Annotated in this window: 14 protein-coding genes and 1 pseudogene; 12 read left to right on the forward strand and 3 right to left on the reverse strand. The window is 47.8% G+C overall.

From position 1 onward, the window contains the following. The first annotated feature begins 11 nt into the window (after nt 1-11). The 9 genes and pseudogenes from EHV15_RS17185 to EHV15_RS37025 all read left to right on the forward strand — a co-directional run bounded on the left by EHV15_RS17185 (nt 12) and on the right by EHV15_RS37025 (nt 7,914). Nucleotides 12-1,220, forward strand: a complete 1,209-nt coding sequence (locus EHV15_RS17185; RefSeq protein ID WP_128632271.1) for an aminotransferase class I/II-fold pyridoxal phosphate-dependent enzyme — start codon at nt 12-14, stop codon at nt 1,218-1,220. A 197-nt stretch (nt 1,221-1,417) separates the two neighbouring features. After that, nucleotides 1,418-1,651: an aspartyl-phosphate phosphatase Spo0E family protein gene (locus tag EHV15_RS17190; protein ID WP_128635398.1), complete on the forward strand. Its 234-nt coding sequence runs from the start codon at nt 1,418-1,420 to the stop codon at nt 1,649-1,651. A gap of 789 nt (nt 1,652-2,440) precedes the next feature. Then, nucleotides 2,441-3,010: a cob(I)yrinic acid a,c-diamide adenosyltransferase gene (locus EHV15_RS17195; protein WP_128632272.1), complete on the forward strand. Its 570-nt coding sequence runs from the start codon at nt 2,441-2,443 to the stop codon at nt 3,008-3,010. Continuing rightward, nucleotides 3,007-3,978 carry an RluA family pseudouridine synthase gene (locus tag EHV15_RS17200; protein WP_128632273.1) on the forward strand — a complete coding sequence of 324 codons (972 nt, stop codon included), beginning with the start codon at nt 3,007-3,009 and terminating at the stop codon, nt 3,976-3,978. The genes EHV15_RS17195 and EHV15_RS17200 overlap by 4 nt, the downstream gene beginning before the upstream one ends. Beyond that, nucleotides 3,975-4,337 carry an arsenate reductase family protein gene (locus tag EHV15_RS17205; protein ID WP_128632274.1) on the forward strand — a complete coding sequence of 121 codons (363 nt, stop codon included), beginning with the start codon at nt 3,975-3,977 and terminating at the stop codon, nt 4,335-4,337. The genes EHV15_RS17200 and EHV15_RS17205 overlap by 4 nt, the downstream gene beginning before the upstream one ends. Before the next feature lie 35 nt (nt 4,338-4,372). Continuing rightward, nucleotides 4,373-5,233, forward strand: coding sequence for a 5'-3' exonuclease (locus tag EHV15_RS17210; RefSeq protein ID WP_128632275.1), 861 nt, complete (start codon nt 4,373-4,375; stop codon nt 5,231-5,233). A 966-nt stretch (nt 5,234-6,199) separates the two neighbouring features. Then, entirely contained in the window at nt 6,200-6,742 is a 543-nt protein-coding gene (locus EHV15_RS17215; RefSeq protein WP_128632276.1) for a hypothetical protein, read from the forward strand. A 204-nt stretch (nt 6,743-6,946) separates the two neighbouring features. Further along, nucleotides 6,947-7,636, forward strand: a pseudogene (locus EHV15_RS37020) (relaxase/mobilization nuclease domain-containing protein); the annotation flags it as partial. Continuing rightward, nucleotides 7,618-7,914 carry a hypothetical protein gene (locus EHV15_RS37025; protein WP_218571236.1) on the forward strand — a complete coding sequence of 99 codons (297 nt, stop codon included), beginning with the start codon at nt 7,618-7,620 and terminating at the stop codon, nt 7,912-7,914. The pseudogene EHV15_RS37020 and the gene EHV15_RS37025, both read left to right, overlap by 19 nt. A gap of 112 nt (nt 7,915-8,026) precedes the next feature. Here the strand turns inward: EHV15_RS37025 and EHV15_RS17225 are convergent, their stop codons facing one another. Then, a complete protein-coding gene (locus tag EHV15_RS17225; RefSeq protein WP_128632277.1) occupies nt 8,027-8,692 on the reverse strand; it encodes a Crp/Fnr family transcriptional regulator in 666 nt (221 codons plus the stop codon). A 112-nt stretch (nt 8,693-8,804) separates the two neighbouring features. On the opposite strand from EHV15_RS17225, the gene EHV15_RS17230 reads away from it, so the two are divergent. After that, nucleotides 8,805-9,482, forward strand: coding sequence for a lactate utilization protein (locus tag EHV15_RS17230; protein ID WP_128632278.1), 678 nt, complete (start codon nt 8,805-8,807; stop codon nt 9,480-9,482). Between the two features lie 732 nt (nt 9,483-10,214). Here the strand turns inward: EHV15_RS17230 and EHV15_RS17235 are convergent. Next, on the reverse strand, nt 10,215-10,421 hold the full coding sequence (locus EHV15_RS17235; protein ID WP_082208085.1) for a helix-turn-helix domain-containing protein: 207 nt from the start codon (nt 10,419-10,421) through the stop codon (nt 10,215-10,217). 409 nt (nt 10,422-10,830) lie between these two features. On the opposite strand from EHV15_RS17235, the gene EHV15_RS17240 reads away from it, so the two are divergent. Further along, nucleotides 10,831-11,124, forward strand: a complete 294-nt coding sequence (locus EHV15_RS17240; RefSeq protein ID WP_128632279.1) for a DUF6809 family protein — start codon at nt 10,831-10,833, stop codon at nt 11,122-11,124. Nucleotides 11,125-11,303: 179 nt separating this feature from the next. Here EHV15_RS17240 and EHV15_RS17245 read toward each other — a convergent pair whose 3' ends face one another. Further along, entirely contained in the window at nt 11,304-11,615 is a 312-nt protein-coding gene (locus EHV15_RS17245; protein WP_246061653.1) for a DUF3055 domain-containing protein, read from the reverse strand. Nucleotides 11,616-11,868: 253 nt separating this feature from the next. Between EHV15_RS17245 and EHV15_RS17250 the strand changes: the two genes are divergently transcribed. Further along, complete coding sequence (locus EHV15_RS17250; protein ID WP_128632280.1) at nt 11,869-12,873, forward strand: HRDC domain-containing protein; 1,005 nt, start codon at nt 11,869-11,871, stop codon at nt 12,871-12,873. The last annotated feature ends 53 nt before the right edge of the window (nt 12,874-12,926 follow it).

Consider the following 12,926-nt stretch of genomic DNA (forward strand, 5'->3'; position numbering starts at 1 on the left):
GAAGTAATGTTATGAGCGTGAATTCACAGCAAGCAGATCAGGCAGGACGAACGATGACTTCATATTTGGCTCCCCGGGTTCAGGAGATTCAGCCCTCCGGCATCCGCCGTTTTTTTGACCTGGCCAGCGGGAGCAAAGATATCATTACTTTAGGCGTGGGCGAACCCGATTTTATCACGCCTTGGCATGTACGGGAAGCTTGTGTATATTCACTGGAGCGCGGGTATACGAGCTATACTTCCAACGCCGGCACGCCTGAGCTCAGAGAAGCGATCGCGGAGTATTTATATTCCAGTTATGACGTCAAATATAATCCGAAGGATGAAATTCTCGTTACGGTGGGCGCAAGCGAAGCGATCGACCTCGCCCTGCGGGCGCTGATCGAGCCGGGGGACGAAATTCTCGTTCCGGTTCCTTGTTATATCTCCTATTCACCGATCGTTACGATCGGGGGAGGTATTCCGATAGAAATCGAAACCTACGCGGGCGACAATTTCAAATTGAAGGCCGAGCATCTGAAGGCTAAAATCACGCCGAAGTCGAAGGTGCTGATTTTGAACTATCCGAGCAATCCGACGGGCGGGATTATGACCTACGAGGATTGGCTCCCGATCGCCAAAGTGGTGGAGGAGCACGATCTGATTGTTATTTCGGATGAGATCTACTCCGAGCTGACGTACGGGCCAAAACATGTCAGCTTCGCTTCGATCCCAGGCATGAAAGACCGGACCATTCTCGTCAACGGTTTTTCCAAGGCGTTTGCCATGACCGGCTGGCGGATGGGATATGCCTGCGGCCATCCGGATTTAATATACGCCATGCTTAAAATTCACCAATACACGGTGATGTGCGCCCCCGTCATGGGGCAAGTCGCGGCTCTGGAAGCTCTTCGAAACGGGCTTGAGGAAAAAGACCAGATGATCGAATCCTACAACCAGCGGCGCCGGTTAATCGTTCAGGGGCTGCGGGACATCGGTCTGAGCTGCCATGAACCGCAGGGCGCGTTTTATGCCTTCCCGAGCATCGAATCGACGGGGCTGACGTCCGATGAATTTGCGCAGCGTCTGCTGATCGAAGCCAAGGTTGCGGCGGTTCCCGGGAATGTGTTTGGCGCCGGAGGCGAAGGTTTCCTTCGCTGCTCCTATGCGACAGGTGTCGGCCAAATCAATGAGGCGCTGCATCGTATGGGAGAGTTTGTCCACAAATTAAAGCAAGGATAGAAAAAAATCCCTGAAGAAATGGTGTTAATTAACATTTTTTTCATTTTTTAATTGATCTATGCCATTAGGACATGGTATAATTCGAATTTGGAAGAAGGTTTTAGTTTCTCAGGGAGGGATTTCTTTTGCGCAGTGGTGGATACAACCTGCCATTTGATAACATGATAATCGCCGAAGGCAATGATACGAATCAATGGATGAACGGAGAAGATCGGCCGAATTCACCACAAGCTGTAACGTTAGAAGATGAAATTCATCTGCTGCGCAGTAAAATGGAGAAGATCTTTTTGCAGGAGAAGTCCTTTACTTCGGATATCGTGATTGAAATCAGCAGTTTGCTCGATTTGAAAATTAATGAGTTTATGAAAACCCATAAAAATACGTGTTCAAAAAGGCCGGTTTTCAGCACCGAGAAGGTTGAAAGAAGCTAGGGACGAAAGGAGCGGAGCGTACGTATTGGGTACGTGAGCAACTGAAATGTTTCCGGAGGAAACATGCTTCGGAAGCATATGCTTGGCCCGGCTGAATTCAAGATTCGATGCCGAGTTACTTCTTGATTCACTTCGTGATCAAAAGCGGACTTTTTGAACTACCTCTCTAAAAAAACAAATAATAACGGTTAGCCGCTTGCCGGCTTTGAAGGGGATCCCGGGGGATCTCCTTCTTTTGCTGTTTGGTATCCTAGATGTACGTTGAGGGAAACCAGGCGGCCCTTAGAAACTGTTGCGAAAAACATAAGGACAAAAAATGTCGTTATTCCAGCGATATCCGTCCATTTGAGTGAAATAGCGGACATTTATGCCGTTATTTTCTCGAATCGCCAGTAAATGCGCGCAATCTGGGCCATTCATGGAAAAATAAGTACATAAAATGTCGCTAATGGTGATGAACATGCCTGGCTCCGGATAATAAGAACATAAAATGGCGCTATTTTGAAGGCCGGCCGGAGGCCTCCGTCGTTCCAGTAGCCGGCTGTCTAGCGCCGATTTCTAGGTTGATCCATAAATTACCACTGCTTTCGGCGACAGGGGCTTTCGCGCCTAAAGTATGGGCTTCCCGCATGACCTCCGTTCTCCGGCGGTTTTTGTTGTGGTATCATGGAAGATGGCAAGTTCCGATTAGAACGGCTGACCTATATGTGCGACCTAAATGCAAGACCTGAATGCAAGACCTGAATGCGAGACCTATATACGGCTCGAAGCGAAATGGGAGGAGTACCTATGCCAATATATACACGTACCGGAGACCAGGGGCAAACCTCGGTCATCGGGGGCAGAGTGGACAAAGACGACGACCGGATTGAAGCTTACGGAACGATCGACGAACTGAACAGCTTTGCCGGGGTGGCGGCGAGCCTGGCCGGACCGGAGTTGTTTTCCGATTTGCGGGAACAACTGCTGGAGGTTCAGCAGGAACTGTTCGACTGTGGTTCGGATTTGGCCTATGTCAAGCTGTCCGAAAGCCGTTATAAAGTGGCGGCGCAGCTGGCGGAACGGCTGGAAACGTGGATCGACCGGTACGAAGCGGAAAATCCGCCGCTCGAAAAGTTTATACTTCCGGGAGGAACCGAGCTGGCTTCGGCTTTGCACGTTTGCCGTACCGTCTGCCGCCGCGCGGAACGCCGGGCGGTCACGTTAAGCCGCCACACGGAAGTGAATCCGCACGTGTTAACCTACTTAAACCGGTTGTCCGATTATTTCTTCGCGGCGGCCCGCACCGCCAATGCCCGGCAGCACGTTTCCGACATCGAATACGCGCGCGGCAGGAAGGTGTTCGGCAACAAGTCATGACCGAATATTATGATCCGATCAACTATCATGTCACCGAACGCGAGGACGGCTGGCAGGTCAAAAGCGTGCTGCAGCGCCGGCTGGGCGTATCCCGCAAACTGCTGTCCAAAATCAAGCTGACGGAGCGCGGGGTGCAGCTCAACGGCGAAAGAGTTTACATCAGCGTGCCGGTCAAAGCCGGCGATACGGTTTCTATCACACTGGAAAAAGAAATATCGGAGGATATTTTGCCGGAGCCGCTGCCTTTTGACATCGTTTATGAAGATGAGGCGCTGCTCGTCGTGAACAAGGCGGCCGGTGTGATCGTCCACCCGACGCACGGCCATCATACCGGCACACTCGCTAACGGTGTCGTGCATTACTGGCGGGAAAAAGGCGAAAAGTTCCGGTTCCGCCCGGTGCATCGGCTGGATCAGGAAACAAGCGGACTGCTTGCGATCGCCAAAAATGCCTACGTACACCAGCATATCTCCGAGCAGTTGATCGCCGGGCAGGTGATCAAGAAGTACACCGCACTTGTGCACGGCTGTCCGGCGGAGCCGGAGGGGAGGATCGACGGGCCGATCGACCGCGATCCGGCCGAACCGCACCGGCGGATCGTTACGGAGAGCGGTTATCCGGCGCAAACCTTTTACAAGGTGCTTGATGGACGGAAGGCGGGCTCGCTGGTGGAGATTCGGCTCGGAACGGGGCGAACGCATCAAATCCGCGTCCATATGACCTCGATCGGCCACCCGCTGATCGGCGACACGTTTTATCGGACGCCCGGATTGGACCGTCTTAGGCCGGAGGAGCAGGGGGCGGTGCTGCGGTGGGACGAGGCGATCGGCAGGCAGGCGCTGCACGCCACGGAGCTGGGCTTTGTCCATCCGCTTACGGGCGAGCCGCTCCATTTCACGCTGCCGTTGCCTGAGGATATGCAGGCGCTGTACGATCTTTTGCGAAACGGAAGGGGAAGTTCAATATGAGCAAATTATTGGTTTATCAATATCCGCCATGCGGCACATGCCGCAAAGCGATTAAATGGCTGGAGTCCAAAGGCCACGAGCTTGACTTGCGGCACATCAAGGAGAATCCGCCAAGCGAGGCAGAGCTATCCGAGTTAGTGGAACGGAGCGGTTTGGAATTGAAGAAGTTTTTTAATACGAGCGGCGAGGTTTATAAAGAATTGGGGCTTAAGGACAAGCTGTCCGGCATGTCCAGGGAAGAGCAGATAACGCTGTTGACTTCGAACGGCATGCTGATCAAGCGGCCGATCGTCACGGACGGAAAAACGGTCACGGTCGGGTACAAGGAAGAACAATACGAGCAGGTATGGGGCAAATAGCTTCATGCTTTTGAGGAAGGCGGTTTATATTTTTCATGAGCGAACATAAAATTCTTGTGGTTGACGGAATGGCCCTGCTTTTCAGAGCCTACTTTGCCCAGTCCTACAGTGCCAGGCGTCTGGCGGACGGTACCCCGACCAATGCGATTTACGGATTTCTGCAATATCTGTTCGACGCGGTAAATACGTTTAACCCTACGCACGTCCTATGCTGCTGGGATATGGGCAGCAAAACGTTCCGCAATGAGCTTCACGCGGATTATAAAGCGAATCGTCCCGAAGCCCCGGAAGACCTGGTGCCGCAGTTTTCTTTGGTCAAAGACATCGTAGCCGCGCTCGACATCCCCAATATCGGACTCGAAGGATACGAAGCGGATGACTGCATCGGCACGGTTTCCAACCGGTTAAGCGGGTTCGGTCATGTTTATGTTCTTACCGGCGATCAGGATATGCTGCAGTTGGTGTCGGAACGCATTCATGTCGTAATCATGAAGAAGGGCAGATCCAATTATGCGGTGTACGACTTGGATTTCTTAAAAGAGGACAAGGGAATTCAGCCGTTCCAGGTGGTCGAGATGAAGGGTCTTACCGGCGACACCAGCGACAACTACCCCGGAGTGAAGGGGATCGGCGAAAAGACGGCGTTAAAGCTGCTGGCCGAATACGAGTCCATCGACGGAATTTTGGACAATCTGGACCATTTGCCAAAGAGCGTTAAAGCCAAAATCGAGGCGGACTTGGACAACCTCCATTTGTCCAGAACGCTCGCCCGGATTAATGTCGAGGTGCCAATCGAATGCTCGCTGGAAGAATGCTTGTGGACGGTGAACCCGGACGCGGCGGCGGACTTATTTGAAAAATACCGGTTTACCTCTTTGTTGAAAATGATTGGTTAGAATCGTAAAAATCGCTTGCAAGCCATCCCATATGCCGGGATGGCTTTTTTGACATATCAGAAAGTATAAAATTCCGAGGGAGGAGAAGAGGAAGCAGGGCGCTAAGGGACACCAGAGCCGTTATTTTCGAAAAAACGGAGGATTGCAAAATGTAACGGACACAGAAGACCTTATTTACCACAAATCGGCCTGGATGAACGGCTTTAGAGCGAAATAGGGGCATTGGTGTCCGTTAGGCTGGGAAATGCCCGGGAAATGAGCGGATAAGGTCACTGGTGTCCGTTAGACCCTCCTGCGCATCCAAGGTATGGGATTGCGAGGGCAAAGGACCTCACCAGCGGCGAGGTTTTTCTAACCTTCGATTATAAATGAAAATATAGAAACGCCGGACAATCGTCAAACGTTCCAACAAACTTGATTCCAATCTCGAATGGCCGGCATTACTCAACAATGCCCCCTTCAGGTTCCATTTAATCCAAGAGGCTTATCAATAAAGTGTTAAATTGAGAGGAAAAACAAAAACAGGAATATAGTCCCGGAAATAATGGAGAATTTAATCAAATTTCTATATTTACTTCGAATTATCAACCAATTCATTACTTGATTGTGCAAATTATAACAAACCAAGTCTATCAAACAATTTTAGATTATCTTTTCTATATCGGATGGATTGCCCTGAATTTGTATGCAGTTTCAAAAAATAGGCGCGTAAATGGATGGATGTACCTAAATTACATTTTTATATAGGAAAAACCTCCTTGTTTCGTGCATATGTGCTATATATTGACAATTGGGAATGGCGATGTTTATGATTACCCCAAAAGACCTAATGAGAGAGTTCTGTTTCTGGAAAATGTGTGCGAAGTACTACTTTAAGGCCCTCGAGCCAGTGACCCCGGCGGCGGGGGAAGAGTGATTGTGAATTAGGTGGGAAAAATTTTTATCGGATAAAGGAGGCAGTTACCCATGTCATTTATGGATGAAAAAATTGCACGGATCATCAATGAAGCTGAGCAATCTATGGCTCCGCGCTCGATTTTAGCGGGCCCCGTTAAAATTGGCGACAGGTATTACGAATTTACGCCTCAAACGTTCTTTGAAGATAAACTCTCGGTCTATTTTCCGCGTGATTTTGTAGATTTGCCGGAGCATCTTCGAAAGGTCAAATATCCTTACGAGCAACGTCCGGAAATTATCAAAAGTGACGAGCCGGGAAGCGTCGATTTTTCTTTAAAAAGAATCGATCACGATCTGGAGGATGAACTTGTCGAAGAACTGACAACCGGGATGAAGGCGATGATTCAGCGGATGAATCCTACCCATGTGTTCTATGAGAGCGGCATTGAAGAGGTAGGCGATAAGCCGATAGGTTTCTTTGAATTTAAAAGCACGGTTACAAACAACCGAAAAACCCTCTATTCCGAAAACAAAATCAGAGACATCAGTTCCAAAGAAAGAAACAGTTCCAAAAGAGCAGCAAGAGGTGAAATCCCAGCTAGATTCTCCTAGCGGTCAAAGACATATCCCCATTTCTGGAGATATCGTCGTACCTTTTGAGAAAATCAAAGAAATGGTTTGATCATGGGATATGAATGCGATCCAGCTACGGCTGACGCAGAATTTCTGCTTTCTAAAGCAAAATATAAGGCGATAACAGGCCGACAGCAGAAACAGGATGTGTTGTATTACCAGATACGTTAATCGTTCCCGCCGGGTAAAATTGATGCGGAAACCTCACTTAAAATTGGCTATGAACTGGCTATGCGCTGGACAAAGGGGCAGCACGCTTTCTTCGTTGTTTCTCATGTTGACCGTCCCCATTGCCATATTTACTACAATTCAACCTCCCTGGACTGTACGAGAAAGTTCCGAGATTTTATTGGTACTGCTCGTGCCGTTCTTCGGCTCTCTGACCGTATTTGCCTAGAACATGGATTATCTACTATTACCAATTCAAAACACCATAGCAAAGGGAAATTCAAGCATTATGGCGAGTGGCTTGGGATTCGTAAGCCGTTAACATTCCAAGATAAATTAAAAGCGCAGATTGATGTTTTTCTTGTAAAGAAGCCGCCGGATATGGATGTTTTTTTACAGGCAATATCGTCTGCTGGATATGAGGTCAAGCATGGCCGCGGAGGTACAATCAGCTTCCGCGCAGAGGGGCAGCAACGCTTTACCCGGCTTCGGGCTTCTACGCTTGGTAAAGGCTATAGTCAGGAGGATATAAGGGCATTTATTGAGAGTCAGGACACTCGACAGGAACGAGGCAAGGTCATTCTAATTGTAGATATTGAATCTCGCATGAGAGCAGGAAAAGGCCCCGCTTATGAACGTTGGGCCAAATTTTTAACCTTAAACAGATGGTGGCGGCGTAACAGTATTTGCAGGAAAACAGACTGACGGAATATCAGCAACTTACGCAAAAGAGTGACCAGCTTACTGAGCGTCTCCATGCTCTGTCTGAGCTGATAAAAAATACGGAAACTACCATGCGCGTGAATACATATCTACAAATGGCCTTGGTCCATTACGCTAAAACCAGACCTGTATTTGAAGAATACAAAGCGGCAAAATACAGCCAAAAATATCTTGCAGAGCATGGGGCCGATCTTGCCGCTTATCGGGCGCGCAAGATACTTTCCGGCGCTTATTGTCAGGGAAGAAGCTGCCGAAAATAAATGCGCTCAAAGCAGAATATCGGGAGCTGGGTTTGGTGAAGGCACTCCCCAACAAGCAAAGAAGCAAGTGTTAATACACTTGCCCTGCTTGCCGGTTAGTGAAAATCTTTTTCTACTGCTTTTGCAATAGCTTAAATTCGTTTCTATAAAAGTCAATCAAGCCGTCCCGCTTCATCCATGCAAGCTCTCTGGATAAAGCACTTCGATCTACATCTAAATACTCGGCCATCGCTTCTCTATCAAAAGGAATAGTAAAAGTTTCTGTTCCAGTTTCACGCATAACTCTTGTTAAATAAGTTAAGACCTTATCCCGAATAGTAGGCATAATCAGACAATCATTTCGGTCATGCAGTTCTAACGCTCGTTCTGCAATACTATCAAAAAGATTGCCAAGTAATTGTTCGTGTGCCATACATAACTTCGTACAACGGCTGAATATGCTTTTGATAGGAATAAACAGAAGCTCAAGCGGTTCTATTGCCTGTACTGACATAGGGCATCTTCTTCCACGGCTAGCCGCTGTTAAAACTGCGGTATATCCACCCGGATAATGGAGGGATACAATAATTTGTTTTCCCGTGACGCTCAATTTCGTACTTTGAGCGCTACCCTGCAATATGATGCCGACATCATCAACTAAATCGCCCTCACGGACAACCATCTCATCTTTTGCATATTCTTTCCGTGTGGCTGACAGACATTTAAGCATTTGGGGAATATCATATGGGGAAATCCCCGAAAATAAACGTGATTGACATAGGGAATCTAAGTTGTTCATGAGAGACTCCTCGTTGCACGTGCAACATACTTTTTCTTTTTACAATACTATATTAATCATAAATACACAAGAAGTTAGTCACCTTTTCTAAGGTCAGAATGGAGGAAAAACAATGCAAGGGAAAGAAAATTCAATAAAAGCGAGAAATCGACTTTTAGCCTCAAAGGTTATTAAAAATCTGCAAAGCAGAAAGTTTGAAGCTTATTACTGTGATACCGCCATAGAAGCTGTAGAAAAGGCACTATCATTTATTCCGGAACATTCTTCGGTATCATGGGGTGGGTCAGTCACGCTTGAGGAAATCGGGCTTCTGAATCGAGTACGTCAAGGCAGCTATATAATCACTGATCGTGATAAAGCGCAAACAATGGAGGAACGTTATGACCTCATGCGCCAATCTCTTTTGTGCGACACCTATTTAACGAGTTTTAACGCCGTTAGCGAAGATGGCATATTGGTCAATATAGACAGTGTGGGCAATCGAACGGCGGCGATTACCTTTGGACCGAAAAGTGTTGTTGCTATCGTTGGGATGAATAAGGTTTGCAAGACCGCTGAAGACGCAGTTATAAGAGCCAGAACATATGCGGCCCCCATTAATGTATACCGCTGTTCGTGTTCGTCCAGCCCATTTTTACATTCGCCGCAAAAAACGCCCTGCTTGATCAATGGTGCTTGCGGAGATTGTAAAACAGATGATTGCATCTGTTCTTACATCGTCCAAACAAGAATGTGTAGACCGGCGGGGAGAATAAAGATTATCCTCGTTGGTGAATCTTTGGGATTTTAAATAAGGATTATAGTTTAATAGCTGCCAAACGGCATATAAAAAAAATCCGCCATTTGGCAGATGATGGTAGTGTCAAGGTGACACCAAATGAATACACTGGTTGTGCAACGCTGCTTGAGCGAGAAATACTGCTGGTCAAATCCCTTATTTGAGGTAATTGCTCCTCCGCTAACTAAATAGTTGTATCTCGAAAACATTCAATATTCTAATTTCAAATATCTTAAAAAAGGTTTGTCAGACGTCATAACCCCCTCTCCTTAGTCGTTCTAGGAGTAAGGGAGTTTTTTATAACTACATATACTTCACGCCTAAAAATAGGATGGAGACAGCTTTATTTTTTTTGAACAGAAGCAGACTAAAAAGGGAGTTTTAAATATTTAAGAGTCTGGTTGCTTTATCATCCCCTACTCCCCATTTATACCAATGAAAAGAAGATTACATCCTTGGTATTTTGTAAAACGGGGGAAAGAACAGACAAAATTGAATGGATTGAGGATGCATATGATGCCTGAAGGGCAAAAAGAGTGATTTGATTAACTGGATTGACTCGAAAGAAATGCCTGAGGATAGCAACTGGTAAAGAAACAGAAAATGCCCTGTATTCAGCGAGTTCATTAGAGGAAATTCTCACTTCAACGAAGTCAGGATGACAGTAGGGGAAAGAGGGCTTAAATACCGCACCAAAGGTAGGAAACGATAATGCTCCCCCTGAGTCATCCCTATCCAGTATGATTAGCCATCTTCCAATACAAGAAGTTCGCTCAAGCTGATGTTTAAAGTCTTACAAATCACATCAAAGGTGCTGAGATGTACCCTGTCAACTTCTTTGGAACAAAGATGGCTTATGGTATTTGGTCTTAGTCCTGTTAGTCTTGCTAATTCACGCTGAGACATATTGCGTTCGGCTAGAATCTCTTTGAGTTTAACGACAACTGGCAAAATGCCACCAACTTCCGAGTAGAGTTCATCACATAAATTATACGCTTTCTTGTCCGTTATGAAAACATGATTGACTGTATCGTCTAATCGATATACAATCAAATTGTATCCATTAGGCGATACAAAATTCAAGTTAAATATGGAGGTGAAATATCGTAAAAAAACTTGAGCACCCTTTTTCGGAAAATCCGAAAGAAATCCGCCTTACAGTACGGCTTACGAAAAATGAGACTGTAAGGCGTAAGATTGAGAAGTTGGATGATCATGAGTAAAAAGGAAGCGGCGCCTCCTCGCAAAAGAAATCGCCACTTCCTCCCCGCAACTGCCTGAAAGGCAGACTGCACATTTAATCTATCATGTGTAAGTCTTTCTTTCAAGGCGTTGCCATCCATACGAAAGGAAGATGAAAATGAAAAGTATGCTGGAAGCATTGTATTGTGGTGAATTTCGTCCGGAAGAGAAGATCGTCCCGAAAGATCGCGAGTTCCGCAGAATAAGAAGAGAGATATCCGAAGCCAGAGGAATGTGGAAAGGGAAACTGTCTACCGATAATTTCAACCAGCTTGAAGCGCTACTCGATTTGCATAGACAGACCGAGTCGATGCAGGCTACATCTTCTTTCGTAAATGGGTTTCAGCTTGGGGCATTAATGATGATGGAAGTATACGTGGCAAAGGAAGAACTTCTTTTTGGCTTAAGGTGAATTTCCGGTAACATAAATTTGAAATTTTATGCAATTTACTTCCAACGGACATTTCCGGTCGGACCAGACAATAAAGCGGCAGGAAGCTGCGGTTCTGTTATCCTGTTCTGACCGGAAATTGGTCCATTCGTTTGAGTTAAGAGTCGTTTGGCTTTTGTAAAGTTGGAACCTTTGTGGCATCAGTCCGTGAAATAAGCGTCGCCAACCACCTGATACAGAAACGAGCGCATTTCTTCGGCTTCTTCTTCGTCCAGGCCGTAGACGTGTTCAAGGTAGCCTTCCTCATCCAAATCATCCGTGCCTAAGATGGCGGTTTTGCCGGATTGCAAATCCGTGACCAGCTTTTTGCCGTAAAAGCGGTTCGTCGTTGTGACGGCGAGATCGAACCGCCGCAGCGAGCCTCCGATAAACGTGACGAAACGGGTCGAGGTATCCTCGGTGCTGTCGGAGAGAAAGTCCAAATCTTTATGCGGGTTCGGTTGGCTCATCATTTATGCCTCCTGTGGGTGTGGTTACATGTCTTTTTGGTTAATTATACAGGAAAAGCCGGACCGTTGGAAAAGGATTAATCTTTAATAACGTCGTCTATTGACAGTTACGCCAAACATGGTATGATTAGGAATAACAGTATACGTCTGGAGGAAGCACCTCTCTTGCGATGACCGCAGGAGGGGTGCTTTTTTGCGTTCCGCCATAGACAGGCGGATTCCTCTGCGTAGCTGAAGTTAAAGGAGGCGAAAGCTTATGCGGATCGTATTTTTGAACAGTTTGGAGAAGAAAGGAAACGGCGCGTTGATGACCGAGGCCCAGGTTTGGATTGGCGAAGAGGAAGGGCAATGGCGGATGGGCTGGAACGAATTGACCGCGGACGGGGAGCAGGAGCATTTGTGGTACGAGGGGGCTTCCTGGTCGGAAATGCTTCACGTTTACCGGCATCGGCTGGCGGTCAAGCTGGGGGAGGGGTTTCGCCCCGTCATGGAGGGAATCTGGGATGAAAAAGAGCAGTTGAGAGGGCGGGGAATGGCGGCCCAGAAATTGATTTGCTACAGCGAGCTGAACGCAAACGAGCCTGTGTATAACGAGCTTTGTGTATGGCGCAGAAAGAAGGCCGCTGCCGATCGGAAAGCGCCATATCTCATCGCGAGCAATCGGCTGTTGCGCATGATCAGCACATTTTTGCCGCATACGGCCGAGGAACTGCTGCAGCTTCCGGGCGTAGGCGAGAACAAAGCCGCCGATTTTGGCGCCGAAGTGCTGGAAATTACGGAGAAAGCGGAACGTACCCGTGATTTTCCGCTGGATTGGGTGGAGCGGGAGATCGACGATGAAACGTTTCGGTCTTGGCTGTATAAGCAGAAGGAGGTCAAGTTTCGCGCGGAGATGGAGAAATTCAGCGTTCGCCGCTCGATGCTTGAGTCGCTGGCTACAGGCTCAAGCCTAAGCGACATGTGTTCCCGGGCCGGCGTTGAGCGGAGGGAGGCGCTGGAGCTGCTAGAATCGTTGGAAAAGGAAGGGTATGATACCGATTCCCTGGTGGATGCCGAGCTGCAGGAGATGCCCGAAGAGGAGCAAATCGCGGTTTGGCAGGCGTACGAGGAACTGGGGGACGCTTTTCTTAAGCCGGTGCTCCAGAAGGTTTACGGCGCCGAAACACCGGAAGGAGCAAATCTCGATTTGCTCTACGAACGGCTGCGCCTGATCCGCCTCCGTTACCGCCGCCACCGCGAAAGCGCCCGCCACGCGGGGTAATTGATTAGGCTAAACAAAAAGCGCCGACTCAGCTGTATAGCCGGGGCGGCGCC

Source organism: Paenibacillus oralis, assembly GCF_003863965.1.
Classification (GTDB): domain Bacteria; phylum Bacillota; class Bacilli; order Paenibacillales; family Paenibacillaceae; genus Fontibacillus; species Fontibacillus oralis.

Coding starts and splice junctions, on each gene's coding strand:
- EHV15_RS17230 (WP_128632278.1), top strand. CDS start 8,805: ATGCAAGGGAAAGAAAATTCAATAAAAGCGAGAAATCGACTTTTAGCC.
- EHV15_RS17240 (WP_128632279.1), top strand. CDS start 10,831: ATGAAAAGTATGCTGGAAGCATTGTATTGTGGTGAATTTCGTCCGGAA.
- EHV15_RS17250 (WP_128632280.1), top strand. CDS start 11,869: ATGCGGATCGTATTTTTGAACAGTTTGGAGAAGAAAGGAAACGGCGCG.
- EHV15_RS17215 (WP_128632276.1), top strand. CDS start 6,200: ATGTCATTTATGGATGAAAAAATTGCACGGATCATCAATGAAGCTGAG.
- EHV15_RS17205 (WP_128632274.1), top strand. CDS start 3,975: ATGAGCAAATTATTGGTTTATCAATATCCGCCATGCGGCACATGCCGC.
- EHV15_RS17210 (WP_128632275.1), top strand. CDS start 4,373: ATGAGCGAACATAAAATTCTTGTGGTTGACGGAATGGCCCTGCTTTTC.
- EHV15_RS17190 (WP_128635398.1), top strand. CDS start 1,418: ATGAACGGAGAAGATCGGCCGAATTCACCACAAGCTGTAACGTTAGAA.
- EHV15_RS17245 (WP_246061653.1), bottom strand. CDS start 11,615: ATGATGAGCCAACCGAACCCGCATAAAGATTTGGACTTTCTCTCCGAC.
- EHV15_RS17200 (WP_128632273.1), top strand. CDS start 3,007: ATGACCGAATATTATGATCCGATCAACTATCATGTCACCGAACGCGAG.
- EHV15_RS17195 (WP_128632272.1), top strand. CDS start 2,441: ATGCCAATATATACACGTACCGGAGACCAGGGGCAAACCTCGGTCATC.
- EHV15_RS17185 (WP_128632271.1), top strand. CDS start 12: ATGAGCGTGAATTCACAGCAAGCAGATCAGGCAGGACGAACGATGACT.
- EHV15_RS17225 (WP_128632277.1), bottom strand. CDS start 8,692: ATGAACAACTTAGATTCCCTATGTCAATCACGTTTATTTTCGGGGATT.